At 69.4% G+C, this 14,600-nt stretch carries 11 protein-coding genes; all 11 read right to left on the reverse strand.

Annotated elements, in window-relative coordinates; translation table 11 throughout:
* Positions 1 to 38 precede the first annotated feature (38 nt).
* The gene (locus D9753_RS15835; RefSeq protein ID WP_121787596.1) at positions 39 to 1,238 is read right to left on the reverse strand and encodes an alpha/beta hydrolase family protein; all 1,200 of its coding nucleotides are present in this window, start codon (positions 1,236 to 1,238) and stop codon (positions 39 to 41) included.
* A gap of 90 nt (positions 1,239 to 1,328) precedes the next feature.
* On the reverse strand, positions 1,329 to 2,012 hold the full coding sequence (locus D9753_RS15840) for a LuxR C-terminal-related transcriptional regulator (RefSeq protein ID WP_121787597.1): 684 nt from the start codon (positions 2,010 to 2,012) through the stop codon (positions 1,329 to 1,331).
* On the reverse strand, positions 2,003 to 3,487 hold the full coding sequence (locus D9753_RS15845; RefSeq protein WP_163010547.1) for a sensor histidine kinase: 1,485 nt from the start codon (positions 3,485 to 3,487) through the stop codon (positions 2,003 to 2,005). The genes D9753_RS15840 and D9753_RS15845 overlap by 10 nt, the downstream gene beginning before the upstream one ends.
* A 4,708-nt stretch (positions 3,488 to 8,195) precedes the next feature.
* Positions 8,196 to 10,298 (reverse strand): CRISPR-associated helicase Cas3', encoded by a 2,103-nt coding sequence (cas3, locus tag D9753_RS15850; protein WP_163010707.1) that lies wholly within the window; start codon positions 10,296 to 10,298, stop codon positions 8,196 to 8,198.
* Positions 10,210 to 10,758: an HD domain-containing protein gene (locus D9753_RS39345; protein WP_394346809.1), complete on the reverse strand. Its 549-nt coding sequence runs from the start codon at positions 10,756 to 10,758 to the stop codon at positions 10,210 to 10,212. Before D9753_RS39345 ends, cas3 begins: the two co-directional genes overlap by 89 nt.
* Entirely contained in the window at positions 10,751 to 10,921 is a 171-nt protein-coding gene (locus D9753_RS37935; RefSeq protein ID WP_240468174.1) for an HD domain-containing protein, read from the reverse strand. Before D9753_RS37935 ends, D9753_RS39345 begins: the two co-directional genes overlap by 8 nt.
* Before the next feature lie 71 nt (positions 10,922 to 10,992).
* Positions 10,993 to 11,655, reverse strand: a complete 663-nt coding sequence (gene cas6e / locus D9753_RS15860) for a type I-E CRISPR-associated protein Cas6/Cse3/CasE (protein ID WP_121787601.1) — start codon at positions 11,653 to 11,655, stop codon at positions 10,993 to 10,995.
* Positions 11,652 to 12,398, reverse strand: a complete 747-nt coding sequence (gene cas5e, locus D9753_RS15865; RefSeq protein ID WP_121787602.1) for a type I-E CRISPR-associated protein Cas5/CasD — start codon at positions 12,396 to 12,398, stop codon at positions 11,652 to 11,654. The genes cas6e and cas5e overlap by 4 nt, the downstream gene beginning before the upstream one ends.
* Positions 12,395 to 13,651 carry a type I-E CRISPR-associated protein Cas7/Cse4/CasC gene (gene cas7e / locus D9753_RS15870; RefSeq protein ID WP_121787603.1) on the reverse strand — a complete coding sequence of 419 codons (1,257 nt, stop codon included), beginning with the start codon at positions 13,649 to 13,651 and terminating at the stop codon, positions 12,395 to 12,397. The genes cas5e and cas7e overlap by 4 nt, the downstream gene beginning before the upstream one ends.
* Complete coding sequence (gene casB / locus D9753_RS15875; RefSeq protein WP_240468175.1) at positions 13,648 to 14,256, reverse strand: type I-E CRISPR-associated protein Cse2/CasB; 609 nt, start codon at positions 14,254 to 14,256, stop codon at positions 13,648 to 13,650. The genes cas7e and casB overlap by 4 nt, the downstream gene beginning before the upstream one ends.
* A complete protein-coding gene (locus D9753_RS37940) occupies positions 14,253 to 14,585 on the reverse strand; it encodes a hypothetical protein (RefSeq protein ID WP_240468176.1) in 333 nt (110 codons plus the stop codon). Before D9753_RS37940 ends, casB begins: the two co-directional genes overlap by 4 nt.
* Positions 14,586 to 14,600 lie beyond the last annotated feature (15 nt).

Here is a 14,600-nt window from a genome sequence, read left to right on the forward strand (position 1 = left end):
ATGGTGGCGAGCCGACCGGGAGTGACGCGGCCGTCGCTTCATGGGAGGAACTTCACCTCCGGGAAGGCCGGGCACGGGCCGTCGAGCAGGTGTCCCTGTCCCCGGTGCCGCAGGTTCAGGTCGAAGAAGGCGAGCGGGTACGCCTGCTGGATCCGTACGGCCCGGGCCGGGTCGAGGGTACCGATCCAGTCCTGGATCTGCTGGGTGGTCATCCCTAGGATCTTGCCCGCTTGCGGGATCAGCGTCGCGTTGTCGCCGTATGAGTTGTGGATGGCCCCGTCGGCCTGGATGTCGAGCCGCCAGCCGCGAAGGTGCGTCCAGAATTCGGCGACGTCCGGCATGGCGGCCCGGGTGAACACGGCGGTCATCATCATGAACGGCCGGTCCAGGTCGGCGGTGATGGTCGGCTGCATCGGGCCGTCGACGCTGAGCCCGGCGCGGACGCGCCGGTCGGCGAGCATGGTGAGCGCGGTGGCGGTGCCGCCCTTTGACCAGCCGAACGCGCCGATGCACCGCGGGTCGAGGGCGCCGAGCAAGCCCTGGGGCAGTGGCTTGCCGTCGACGTCGGGGTTGCGCCCGGCGGCGAGCCTCTCCACGCAGTCGAGCAGGAACCGGAGGTCCGCGGCGAAGTCCCTCGGAAACATCGGGACGTCGCCCGGGGTGACCACCCGGCCGTCGGGGAACTGGGTGAACGTGTCGTGGGTGTGGTCGACGGTGACCACGGCGTAGCCGTGGCTGGCGAGTTCCTGGACCATGATGGTGTGGTCGCCGCGGTGGCTGCCCGAGCCGTGCGAGTACACGATGACGGGCAGGCGCTGGCCCGTACGGTGCACGGGCGCGCCCACGCGCCCGGCGGTGAGCGGGCCGAGGGCGGGGTCGAGGGTGAAGTCGGCGTCCGTCAGGAGCGCCCGCAACGCGCCCTCAGCCATCCAGGGGGCACGCGGCAGGTCCTCCGCCCTGCGCGCGGGGTACCAGAGGCTGGCCATCAACTCACGGTGATGCCCCGGGCCGGCCACGGGATCCGGACGGGAAGCGTCGACGAGGTGCAGGGGCACCGTGCCCACCGGGTACGGTCCGGTGGGCACAGGCAGGGTGAGCTGCACTGGGCCCGGGGCGGTCGAAGCCGCCCACACCGGGCGTGCGACGCCCATCGGCACGGCGGCCCCGACTGCCAGCGCGGCTCCGAGCATGCGGCGGCGTGTCATTCCTTCTTGGGTCATGAACGGCGTGATTGTCATGGTCCCTCCCTGGGGTTTCTGGGCAGCACTGGGCTACGCCCGGCGCTTGGGACGGAGGCCCGTGCCGGCAATGTTTCGGTCTGGATCAGCTCAGTGACCTGGCGGAAGGCGGCCTTCACGCGGCGCGGACATGAGGTAGGCGAGCACGGCCAGCACGCGGCGGTTGTCGTCGTCGGAGGGGGCGAGCTCCAGCTTGGCGAAGATGCTGGTGCTGTGCTTGGACACGGCTTTCTCACTGATGAAGAGCCGGTTCGCGATGGCGCTGTTGGAGCGTCCTTCGGCCATGAGTTCAAGCACTTGGCGTTCCCGCTCGGTAAGCCTGGAGAGGGTTTCGCGTTCGCCACGGCTGCGGCGGCCGAGCAGTTTGGTGACCACTTCGGGGTCCATGACCGTGCCGCCCGCGGCGACCGTACGGATCACGTCGACGAACTGGTCGTCGCTGAAGACCCGGTCCTTGAGCAGGTAGCCGACCCCTCCGGCCTGGTCGGCGAGCAGCTCCTGGGCGTAGATCTGCTCGACGTATTGCGAGAGCAGCAGGATCGGCAGCCCGGGGATCCGTTCCCGGGCGGTCAGCGCCGCACGCAGTCCGTCGTCGGTGTGGGTGGGCGGCAGCCTGATGTCCACGATCGCGAGGTCCGGCCGGAACTCCAGCAGCGCGCCGAGCAGGCCCGGCGCGCTGTCGGTGGCCGCCACGATCTCGAACCCACGTGCCTTGAGGAGCCTGACCAGCCCCTCCCGGAGCAGGAAGAGATCCTCCGCGACGACTACACGCACGGCACCTCCATGACCACGATCGTCGGCCCCCCGGGCGGACTGCTGACCGCCAGGATGCCGTCGAAGGCCGCCAGCCGTCGCTCCACCCCGGCCAGCCCGGTGCCCCGCGCGGGATCCGCGCCGCCCACCCCGTCGTCGACCACCTCGATGCGCAGCAGCCCGTCCGTGTGGGTCATGCGGATCTGGAGGCCGTGCGCCGAGGCGTGCCGGACGGCATTGGTGACCACCTCGGCGACGGCGAAGTAGCAGGCCGACTCCAGCGGTGCGGCGAGCCGTTCGGGCAGATCGATCTCGGTATCGCACGGCAGGGGCAGGTCCAGTGCGAGTGCCCGGACCGCCTCGCCCAGGCCCCGGTCGGCCAGCATCGGCGGGTGCATCCCTCTGATCAGGCCGCGCAGTTCCTCCAGTGCCGCCGCCGAGGCGACGCGGGCCTCCACGACCAGTGCGGCGGCTTCGTGCGGATCGCTGTGGATCATCTCCTCGGCGACCCTGAGGTTCATCCCGATGGTGACCAGCCGCCCCTGCGCGCCGTCGTGCAGGTCCCGCTCGATCCTGCGCAGCTCCGCGGCCGCGGAGCTGACCGCATCGGCCCGCGTCTCCGTCAGCTCCCGTACCCGCCGGGTCAGCGCCGGATCCGGACCCCGCCCCAACAGCCGCCTGGCATCCGGCAACACGGTCAGCGGCAGCAGCCAGAGCCCGAGGGCCAGCAGCACTGCCCCCTGGATCCCGCCGAGGACCGACGCATGGTGGGCCGTCTCCACGGGGAGCAACGGCGCCGGCCCGCGCGGGGAGCCGAACTTCTGCACCACGACCAGGGATTGCCCGAACCCGCTCTGAGCGACGTCGTACACCCCGATCCCCACCAGCCCCAGGGTCGCCAGATCCGCCGCCGCCCTCGGCCACCGCACCAGCCCGCCCACGACGGCAGCCAACAGCGCCAGCCCCACTAGGTAACCCAGCACTGACGGCCCGATCCCGGTGCCCGGCGACGCGGACTGCCACAGATCGAGGCCGAGCAGGTCACCGGTCATCACCACGACGGCGGGCAGCAGCAGGGCCCAGCGCGCGGACCTCGACGCGTCGGCTGCGGCCAGACGCGCGGGCCTGCCGCTCGCCAGCCAGCGCAAAGCCGCACCAGCGAAGGCGGCGAGTACCGGGACGCTCACACAGCCCACCAGGACGTTCAGCAATGTCGGCCCATAGCCAGCAGAGGAATGCGTGAGCCAGTACGTCCACTCCAGCAGTTCCCCGGTCACCGCCGCGACCACGGGCAGCACCCACCGCCTGGGGGCGCGCGCCGAGCGGAGCAGCACGGTGGCCAGCAGGCCGGCCATCAGCAGTGCCGCCGGGAGCAGCCCGCCGGGTTCCAGTTCCGGCACGGTGACGACGTAGCCGGCCCCTCCGGTGGAGTTGTGCAGGGCGAGCAGCAGAGCCGGCACACTGCCGTACGCGGCCGTACCCACCAGCCCTGCCACGACGGGCCAGCCAATCCGCCCGGCCGGTCGCACGATACGCCCCGGCCGGTCACGCGCCTGCTCAGCCCTGAAGGCCAGCACAGCGCAGACCGCGGTAAACGTCACTAGCACGGCCGCCGGCCAAGGCGCAGCCCCGTGCACCGGAAACGGCCACATATCCGCCCCCCGTCTCGTCATCCGGGCCACGCGCTGTGGCCTGGAGATCATGCTGCTGCGCGGGACCAGCAAGCACCATGGGCCGAAACCCACTTCTGAGGTAGGCAAACACCTACCCCGGCCAGACCGGGGAGCGCACGGAGACCGAACGAAATAGCGCCCGAGCCGACCGAAGCCGCTCGGGCGCTGTTGAGCAGGTCGGGGGTCGTACCCTCGCCTACCTCCAGTAGGCCCTGTGGGACTCGAACTTACAACCAGTGGATTAAAAGTCCTGGCCAAAGCTTGCCGTGTGGTTCCGGGCGGTACTTCGGGGTCCGGAACCACCTGGTCAGAGTGCGTGCGACGTGATGCGCGGTGCGGCTCGTGACGGCTCGTGCCGCATCATCCGCTCACGCATCGCTCACGCATCGCTCACGCAAAGGAGGCTGCTGACTAGTGCGTTCGTTCTCTCGGGCGTAGCTCCGCTTTCCGAGCAGCCTCAAGGCCGCATCAAGCGTGCCACCCAGCGGAGGCCGCCGTCGACCTCCGCGAGTGCGGAGCGGACCCACGGATCACCACCTACGATCCCGGCTTCTGCGGGTGACCTCCGCAGGCGCGGAGCGGACGACCACTACCCCTGCCATGGCACCGACTAAAACGGGTGACCTCCGGGGGCGGAGCGGAAACGGAGTTGCCGTTCTGGCGGATGCGCTCCCGCGGATGACTTCCGCAGGAGCGGAACCAACTCGAACGCGGTACAGACCGCGTACGACAAGACCGGGTGACCTCCGCGGGACGCAGAGCGGACGCACCGTTCCTCGCTAGGTTGGCGGTGGGTGTCTGGCTACCTCCGCATTGCACGGAGCGGGTCAGCGGCTCAGAAGCGCCGCGAAGAGAACTACAGGGACCTCCGTGGGCTCAGAGCAGACTTCACCCCAGCCACCCACTACCCCGACGGATACGGGCGACCTCCGCGTGTGCGGAGCGAACCTGCTGGTCGGGTTCATCCAGCTGGTCATGGTCGGACAACCTCCGCGAGTGCAGAGTAAACGCCGCCTTCGGAGCCCAGGCATACCTACAGGTCGGATGATCTCCGCGGGTGCGGAGCAGACGGCTGGTGCGCGCCGTCCGAGACGCTGTACGACGGATGACCTCCGCGACTGCGGAGCAGACAAGCCCATGCTGGCCATCAACATCTGCACTGGCGGGTGGCCTCCGCGGGTACAGAGCGGATGGTGATGTCGTGTTCCCTCATTGACTTGCGACCGGGCGACCTCCGTGGGTGCGGAGCAAGCCAGAAGCAAATCACCCTGGCGCATGAAGGCTGGGACGGGTGACCTCCGCAGGCGCGGAGCGGACCCGTGGATCCCGACCATGGACGACCTCGCCGATGGGTGACCTCCGCGGATGCGGAACAGACGTGGCGAGCTCGCAGAAGAACCGGTCCGGCGCCGGAGGAGCTCCGCAGGCGCGGAGCGAACGCCATGCGCTTCTCTGGCGAGTACATCTACGTCGGGTGACCTCCGCGGGAGCAGAGCAGACACAACGTTGAACCAGATACCGGAACGCTCACCCGGATGACCTTCGTGGGTACGGAGCAGTCAGCGTCCTCGATTTCGACCGCGCGCCTCTCGGAGAGTGACCTCCGCAGATTCGGAGCAGAATGGCCGTGTGCGGCGACGTGTGTGGGACGGACCGGGTGACCTCCACAGGCGCAAAGCAGACTCTCCAGGGCCGGGCAGCACCGTGGCCGCGACCGCGTGACCTCCGCGGGTGCGGAGCAGACAACGAGCTAGTCGCCACGATCGCCTGGTCCGGCGGGTAACCTCCGCGGGTGCGGAGCGGACGTCTGGGGTTCGGCCCGCAACCAGGTCGACGGCGGGCGACCTCCGCCGGGGCGGAGCATAGGGCTGGTTCCGCACCATGTCCGCGTCCTCCAACGGCCGACCTCCGCAGACCGAGCATCCCGGTGCTCCTGTCGCAGCGCCAGTACGGCTTGAGGACGACCTCCGCGAGTGCGGAGGAGACTCGTCGGCACGCGTCGGGTCGTAGTTGATCTGCGAGTAACCTCCGCACGTGCGGAGCAGACTTGAAGCACACCCCTCGGTAGAGGGTCGGCGTCGGGTGACCTCCGCAGGTGCGGAAGAGACCTGCGGAAACAGGAGCGGACCTCGACCTCAAGAGGTGACCTCCACAGGCACCGGAACCGACCGCCCGTCGGGGAGCATCCACTTCACTGCCTGGGCGGCCTCCGTGAGCGGGGAGGAGACGTGTACGCGGCGATCACCAGGTTGAGCCGCTTCGGGGAACCTCTGCGGGTGCGGAGCAGCTGCCGTCCCTTTCCATCTGGACCCGACTGTCATCGGGCTACCTCCACGGGCGCGGAGCAGACAGGAGAATCATCACGACCCAGCTGCCCATCCATGGCCGGCTTCCGCGAGTGCGGAGCAGACTACCGCGGGCCAGATGGTCGTCGTCGGCCTCAGGCGACCTCGCGATTCCGGAACAACCTCCAGCTCTATCTCCAGGAGTGCCTCCGGGTGACCTCCGCGAGCGCGGAGCAGACGACGCCTGGGCTGAACCCCAAGTTCCGTATTCGGACGACCTCTGCTGGAACAGAGCAGACTGCGCTTGGATCGTGCCCGCGTTGGCGACCGCCGAGTGACCTCCGCTAGGGCGGAGCAGAGGTCGTGAAGATGTACGCCTCTTTCGTCAAGCAGCGGCGACCTCCGCAGGCGTGGAGTCGATTCTGGCCACCAGAGCGAGCAGGCGTACGTCACCGGGTGACCTCCACAAGTGTGGTGCAGACGGATGCAACTTCCGTGCGGTCGTCGCGCAGATTGGGTGACCTCCGCGGATGCGGAACAGCCCGCTGCACAACGTCGACGTAGTTGATCGCCGCCGGGTTACCTCCTGAGCGCAGAGCGGACTCGAACGCCGGTGGTGACCCGACACCCAAGCTGCACTTCGGGTGACCTCCGCCAGGTACGAAGCAGACGGGCCGACAATCAGCGGGTTGCCGAATGCGTCCGGGGGACCTCCGCGATGTGCAGAGCAGACGCTCCAGCAAAGTGGAGCATCTCTCGCGCACGGAGGGGGACCTGCACCAGTGCGAACAAATCGCCGGAGGCCGTGGGGTTGACCGGCCGCGGATTACCTACGCAGGTGCGAAGCCAACGTTGGCCAAGCACTGTAGATGCACCAAGCAGCCGGGTTACCTCCGCGAGCGCGGAGCAGGCATGAGTCCGCGGGCGGTCCCGAGTTCCGTCGCGTGGCCTCCGCGGGCGGAGCAGACGGACTGGCCGCCGAGGAATTCGGCGCGCGATTCGGGCGACCTCCACTGGCGCGGAGCAGACCTCCTGGAGTTGCCGGAGACGGAGGTGGATCTCGGTCGACCTCTGAAGGTACAAAGCAGGGAGCCCGGGTTCTTCGAGCCCACGTCCACGAGCGGGCAACCTCCGCAAGTGCGGAGCAGACCTTTCGATCTGCGCGCGTGAGTGGCAAGTCTGCAGGCGACCTCCGGAGGCGCGGAGCAGAGTTCGAGTCCGGGTTCACCGGCACCACTACCGTCGGGTGACCTCCGCGGGCGCGGTGCGGATGGTCTGGCCGCCGAGGAGTTCGGCGCGAGGTTCGGGGTACCTCCGACGCTTGGAGTGAAATGCAGGGGGCGATGTCATCCACATCCCACACGGGTGACCTCCGCACTCGCAGAGCAGTCATTACCCGTGAGGGCGAGTGGATGCCGAGCGCCGGGTGACCTCCGCTGTCTGCGGCGAAGCCAGCCTCGCGAGCTGCCAGCGCCCTCCGCGGCTGTGGAGCAGAGACATACGTAGCCACTCCTTGATGCGTCGCGGAAGGGCGACCTCCACAGAAAACGGAGCAGACAAGTCAGATGAAGGGACAAAGAACGGCGGATACGGGTGACCTCCGCGGGACGCGGAGCGGACGCACCGTTCCGCCCTAGGTTGGCGGTGGGTGCCGGGTTACCTCCGCATGTGCGGAGCGGACCAGCGGCTCAGGAGCGCCCGCGAAGAGAACCACGGGTGACCTCCGCATGGGCGCGGATCAGACAGGCTCTGGGCCGTCCGCGTCATCGCCAGCAGCGGGCGACCTCCGCTGACGCGGAGTAGATCCGGTCCTGGTGAGGATGCCCGTAGTCTGCGCCGAGCGACCTCCGCGGGGCGGAGCTGACCACCAGCACCTCATGTTCGCCCAGGTCCGTGACCTCCGCGCTCGGGAAGCGGGCCTGGGACCACCCAGATGCCCTGGGTGGACTCCAGGAACCTCAGCAGGCGCGGAGCGGACGATGGTGTGTTTGTCCTCCAGTGACTGGACGACGGGTGACCTCCACAGGCGCGGAGCGGACACGTAGTACCCCCCGATGGTCGGGACGTTCATCGGGTGACCTCCGCAGGCACGGAGCGGACACCTGCGACGGGCTCTTGATCTTCAGGGCCTTCGGGTGACCTCCGCCAGCACGGAGCGGACTCTTGCTGACCTGCACCGGCAGATTGGCTTCGCCATTCTTTTGTCAATGTTCTGAGGCTCACGACCAAGTGGTGACTAACGAGCGTTACCGGCGCACGAGGCCGTTTTGGGGGTCGAGGCTGATGGCCTTTCCCGCTGCCCGGTAGGGGCCGATGGCGGTGCGGGTGACGTAGTGGGGCAGCAGGATGAGGTCGCGTAGGCCGGGGATGTTGGACCAGGTTTCGGGGATGTGGGTGGTGGGGTCGCGGCCTGTGAGCCATTGGCTGTTGATGGGGATGGTCGCCTGCATCAGTCGCCGAATGGTGCCACGGTCTTCGGGGTTGATGCGATCGGGCAGGGCGGTGCGTGGGGTGTAGTGGGTGGGGTGAAGCCAGTGGTGGCCGTCTGGAGTGAGGTAGGTGGGCAGGACACGGACGCTGTCAGCGCCGAGACGGGTGGTGATCTGGTCCGGGTGTTCAGCGGTGTTGGTGAGGGGGTGCAGGTCTCGGACGGTCGCTGGCGCACCGATGGCGGTGAGGTGGGCGGTGGCTGTGCGTTGCGCATCGTCGGCGAGGCGGGCGGTGTCATCGGCGCCGGCGAATTCGGGGCCGTAGACCTGGTCGACGAGGCGTTGGACGTCTCCGGGGACGTTGATGGGTTGGTCGTTGAGGGTGGTGAGGAGGTCGCGGGTACGGCGTAGGACGGAGGCGGGGTAGACGTCTCCCCAGGCGGGGGGTGGGAGTTGGCCGACGGGGATGAGGACGGCCAGTCGGGGCGTTTTCGCCCAGACGGGGCGGTCTGAGCGGGGGTGGCGGTGGCCTCGGCCGGCTCGTTGGAGGAGCAGGGCGAAGGGGGCGAGGTCGCTGATGACGAGGTCGAAGTCGACGTCCAGGGACTGTTCTGCGACCTGTGTGGTGACCACGACGAACGGCTGGTGGGGGCGTTTGCCGTGCGGGCCGGTCCACCGTTGGAGGCGGCGTGTGATCGCAGCGCGCTGTCGGGCGGGCATCCGAGCGTGCAGGATCCGTACGAGCGCACGATCGGTGTGGCTTGCCCAGGCGGTGTCGAGGAGGTCGCGGGTGGCCTGGGCGTCGGCGACGGTGTTGCAGATGACCAATGCAGCGCCAGCACCGATCTGTTGGAGGGGGGTGAGCAGATCGAGGATGGCGCGGGCGCGGCCTCGTGCATGGTCGGGGTTGTGGGTGTGGGTGCAGGTGATGGTGTCGACGGTGAGGGTGTGGGCTCGGTTGGAGCCGAGGGTGGGTGAAGTGGTGATGGTTCCGGTGGCGTGGTCGGTGTAGGTCCAGCCGGGGTAGCTGGGGTTGATCGGTGGGGTGTCGTGGTGTCCGGCGCCGCGTCGGTAGGCGTGGACGAGGGCGGCGGCGGTGTCGCCGGTGACGGTGGCGGACAGCAGGACGACGGGGACGCCGAGGGCGCCGAGCCATTCGAGCAGGCGCAGAGTCAGTGCGTGGCCGTGGGCGTCGTAGGCGTGCACCTCGTCGATGATGACGGTTTTGCCGGACAGGCCGAGCCAGCGCAGCGCCATGAAGCGGTGGGGGAGGACGGCGAGGGCGGCTTGGTCCCAGGTCCCGACAGCGATGCCGGCTAGGAAGCCGCGGTGGCGGCCACGCAGCCATTCGGCCACGACGTCCGGACTGCTGGTGACGGTGGTGAGCTGGTCCGGGGTGTACTCGGCATCCAGCCAGGCCATGGCGTGCAACAGGGTGACTGGCGGTGGGGTGCGGCAGTTGGCGCGGGCGTAGGCGCGTACCCGGGCCCACATGGCATCCGTGGTGGCCATCGTGGGCAGCAGGAAGGCCAGGCTCTTGGTGCCTGCGGCTGGGCCCATGATGCGTTCGGCGAAAAGGGCGGATTCGGTCTTGCCTTCGCCGGGCGGTGCCGTGATCAGCAGCAGGCCGGGGCCGTTGGCCACCAGGGGACGCAAGGACTGAGCGAGACTGGTCTGGAGGGGGTGCAGGGGCTTGCCGTGCAGGTGGGGGAAGAGGTTGTGGAAGCTGCGGGTGCGCCGCCAGGTGGGCGGGACGAGTTGGGCCTCGCGCAAGGTCTTCGGGGCGGCGCGGCGAGCCCGGCGGACGTGAGCGTGCCAGTCGCGGGTGGGGTCACGGTCCCAGCGGCGCTGGCGGTCGCGGATCCACGGCAGTTGGGAGACGAGCCAGTCGGCCAGGATCACCAGGCCGGTGGTGACCACGGCAGCGGGGCCAGTGGCCGGTTGGGTGGGCCAGACGGGGCTGCCGAAGAGGTCGTGGATCAGGTGGGATGAGGTGTTCGCGCTGTTCGTCCCATGCCTTCTCCCCCAGGCCGGGTGCGGCGGCGAGCGGGCAGGTGAGTTCGTCTCCTTGGTGGGAGAGGGCGAGCGGGTAGGTGCCGTGGTGGCCGCCGAGCAGTTGGCCTATCTGGTGGGCGGTGTTGCGGGTGGGGCGGCCGGTGAGCGGCAGGCCGTGCTGGCGGTGCAGGAGTTCCGGTAGGGCGAGATGGGTGGCCCGCGGGTGGCTTGGGCTTCTGGCGGTGGCGGGTGCGGGTTCGTAGCCGGGTTGTCCGGAGAGCTGGTCGGCGCCTGGCACGCAGCCCTGGAAGCCGGGTGTGATCTTGCCGAGGTCGTGGAGGGCGGCAAGGCAGATGATGAAGGTGCGGGCCTCGGCCTCAGTCAGGCCCCATCCGCCAGGCGATGACGGTGCGCTGGCGCGGGGTGAGGTAGCGGTCCCACAGGGCCCCGGCCATGACGGCGGCGTCGATGGCATGGCAACCCAGCGGGTAGGGGTGGATGAGACCGCGTTCCTTGCCCCACAGCCGGGGCTCGAACGGAGCGGACACGGGCCCTGGTTCCTTTCGTACGGGCAGGCGGGCGGCCCCGGCTGCTGCCGGGGCCGGGAGGAGCAGCAGGGTCAGGTGCGGTAAGGGGCGATGGACAGAAGGCCCAGGCCGTAGGCGCGACCCTGCCCGATACCAGTGATGATCGCGGCCCGCAGGGCTTCGGGGTCGGTGACCGTGGCGACACCCTCGAAGCGGATCGCCCGCAGCCGGATGCGTTTGGCCTCACTGCGCGAGCCGAGCACGTCGGGCTGCGGGAGGTCCAGCACGAGTTCATTTGTCAGACCTGCCCGGGCAGCCTGGCGCTCCCACCAGGCCAGCGCTTCCTCCCCGGACACGGGGACGCGCCTGCCTCGCCCACCACCAGGCACCGGCACGCTCTTGATCGGGTTGCCATCGATCCGGAACCGCACCACGCGCCCCCCAGCCACCCAGTTCAGCAGCGGGGTCAGATCGCGGTACTCGACCTGGCTGGTGTAGCCGGAGGGAAGGGCGTTGCGGTTGATGGGCAGCGTGGACTGGATCAACAGCTGTGCGCCGGTCTGCTCGCGCTCGATCCGGTAGAGGGTGTTCGTGGCCGTCCTAGGCGCAGCCCCGAGGGCGTCTGGGAACAGGGCCTGGATGGTGGTGTGCAGGCGGGAGGCGTCCTTGAGGTCACGGTGGACGTCGCGGCTTCGGGCCTGCAGGTGGAGCCGGGCCAGGTGCACCGTCTGGGTGGAGGCCGTGGAGGTGGTCATGCGGCGGCTGCCTCTCGGTAGGCGAGCAGTGCGGTGAGCCAATCGGTGCCGCGGCCGGCGTCCTCCGCATCGGGGAGCTGGCGCTGCCGCTCCCACACGGGGCGGTCGGCAAAGCGGCGGCGCGGGCCGGGCTGGTCGCGGATTTCGGTGTCCGGTGGTGCTCCGGGTTCGGGCGCGGTGTCGTAGAGGAAGGTCACCGGATCGCGGTGGCCGAAGCGCGCGGGGGTGCGGTGCAACGGCACGCGGTCGAGTTCGGCCACCGGGTCGGTGACAGCGTCGAGGATCAGGATCGGGGTGTCCGGGACACAGGAGCGCCGCCCCAGATACGGGGCAAAGCGGGGACGCTGGAGTGCCTCGGCGCACCGGGCGAGCGTGGGTGCGGGGCCGGTCACGGCGATGGTGAAGGCGGCGTCCGTCAGGTACCAGCGCTGGGTGAGGATGGTGCCCTCCCCCAGCTTGCGGAACTTGCCGTCGGCAGTCGGCGGGGTGAGGTGACGGGGGTAGCCGCCGCCGACGGTGTGAAAGTCCATCTCCCGTTGCCCCGGCCGGTCCACCCGGATCGTGTACGACAGTTCGGCGAGGTCGGTGTTGTCGGTGTCGCGTGGGCGGCCCAGGCAGCAGGCCAAAAGCCCTGCGAGGCCGGAGCGGGTGGGCCAGCGGTGGGTGGTGCGCACTTCGAAGTCCGCGTCCGAGCCCCAGGACTGCAGGGGCCCGGACAGATGCAGCAGGAGGCCGCCGCTCACGCCAGCCCCTTGGCGACGGTGTCGCTCACGCGGGCGATCAGCTCGTCCAGGCCGTCGAGACGGTCGCCCAGCGCGTCGAAGGCATCGTCGGTCAGGCCGCTGTGGGCGTGAGTGATCAGCCCCGCGGTGCCCAGGAACCGGTGGTGGGCCCTGGCGTGGTCGTTCAGCCGCTGCATGGAGCGGGGCAGGTAGCCCTCAATGCTGTCGGGCACCGGGGTCTCGTATGCGCCGACCAGGCTGACCGGGCGGTCCGATCGCAGTGCGATGTAGGTCAGGTGCGGCACGGTGAACGGGGCGGTGCCGGAGGCTTTAGCGGGCAACACCGTGGTCACGAAGGCGCGCACGAACTCCGCCAGCACGGCCTGGGCGGTCTGCGTGTCGCCGTCGAGGTTGCTCACGAGTTCGGTGACGTTCATGGAGGTGTAGCGGTAGAAGGTGGCGGAGGTGTAGCGCTGGTCCCCCATGTGCCCGGCGCCACGCTCGGTACCCTCCTCATCGAGGATGTCGTCGACGGCAGTGAAGTAGTCCAGCTGGGTGCTGGCTGCGTGGGTGCTCAGTCCGTGCGCCATCTGCACGGCGCCGTCCACGATGGAGCCGGCCTCGTTGGCGAGCATGCGGCCAAAGGCGGCGACCGAGGCGTTCCTCGACTGAAGGATCGTGAGCACCGCCGCCTTCGGCAGGATCTTGGTCGCGTACCTGGCCAGCGCGCTGCCCTCACCAACGGCGGGCTCTTCCTCGTCGTCCGCGGCCGGTTCCAGGTCGGCGTCCGCCTTCTTGCGGGTGCTCTTCTTCGCCGCTTTCGCCTGCTCGGCCTCGATGTCGTAGACAGCCTGGGTGATGTCGCCACGGTGGCCGTCGGCGAGCTCCGCCAGTTCGTCCAGAGCGCTCTCCGGCAAGAACAGCAGGGCGTTGGTGCCACCGGAGTCGGCGATGCCCAGACCCTTCACCCCGGCCGCCAGAATCAGCATCTGCCCAGCAGCCAGGGCGAGTTCCGGCTGCCAGCCGCGGGCGGTCAGTCGCTTCGCAACAGCGTGCGGGACACCGCGAGTACGCACCGCGCGGACCCCGATGGCCTTCTCCACGGCCGTGCGGTTGTGCCGCTTGCCGTTCTGTGAGGAGTGACGCGCGCGCATTGCCCCGCCGTACTTCGCCGTTTTCGGGGCCCCCTGCCGGTCCCTGTTCAGGTTGGAGTATGGGTACGACTGGATCAGATGGACATCGACGTACAAGCTTCCCGGGCCGAAGTTGGTCATTGTGCGGTCTCCTCAGCGGTGCGGTTAGTGGGGACGTGGAAGGCGCGGGCCCATTCGATGCGGACGTCATCCGCCCACTTCGGCCAGCGGGTCAGGTCCCGCAGAAGCACCGGCCACTTCACGGGGATCTGCTGCGAGCGCAGCAGCGAGATCGCACCGGGAAGCTCCCGGTGCAGATCGTCGCTGCCGAGCTCGGCGAGGTGCGAAAGCGCATCGGCGGCGTTCTCCCGGCGCATCGCACCCACGCGGGCGGCAAGGGCGTAGGACCAGCCCAGGTTCTGCCACATCTCCGCCGGCTTAACCGCGGATGGCGGGTTCGTCTTCGCCGTGCGGGGGTTGGGAGCGTCGTGGACCGCATACAGGCAGGCCACCAGCAGATAGGGGAATTCGGCCTCGCGATTGGGCGCGTAGGCCGGGATCCCTCCCGCAGGCAGCAGGTGCATGTACAGCTGCCACGGAGAGGTCAGCTCCTCGGCCAGGCCGTTACGCAAGGCGGCCCGGCCGCCCGGTGTGGCGCATGCAGTGCGAACGGTGCGCATGAACCGTTCGAACGGCTCCAGCGGGTTCTTCCTCAGCGATGGGGTGGGCGGGGACTCGGTGGTCACGCGGCCTTTGCCCTCCTTCCAGAAATCCGGGGATGAGTGAGCGTGGTACGGGCCTGGGCCACCGGGTGCAGCCCTTGCGAGGTGGTCGCGGCCGACCGGGTGGTGGCGTCGTAGATCTCCAGGGCGAGGCTGCGGAACCGCGGCGTCTCTGAGTCATCCCTGTTGATCGCCGGCCAGAACAGCGACTCGGCCCGGTCCCAGTACGCTGCGGTGGCCTCATCAGCCCATGGGCATGTCTTCTCGCCGGGCGCCATGTGTTTCCACGCAGTGCGCAACGCCTTGGCCAGGTCGGCCGCCGTACCCTCCGCCGCTTTGCGGGTGTCGGCCACGCGAGCGGCCCGTTG

It is taken from the genome of Streptomyces dangxiongensis, from assembly GCF_003675325.1.
In the GTDB taxonomy this organism is placed as follows: domain Bacteria; phylum Actinomycetota; class Actinomycetes; order Streptomycetales; family Streptomycetaceae; genus Streptomyces; species Streptomyces dangxiongensis.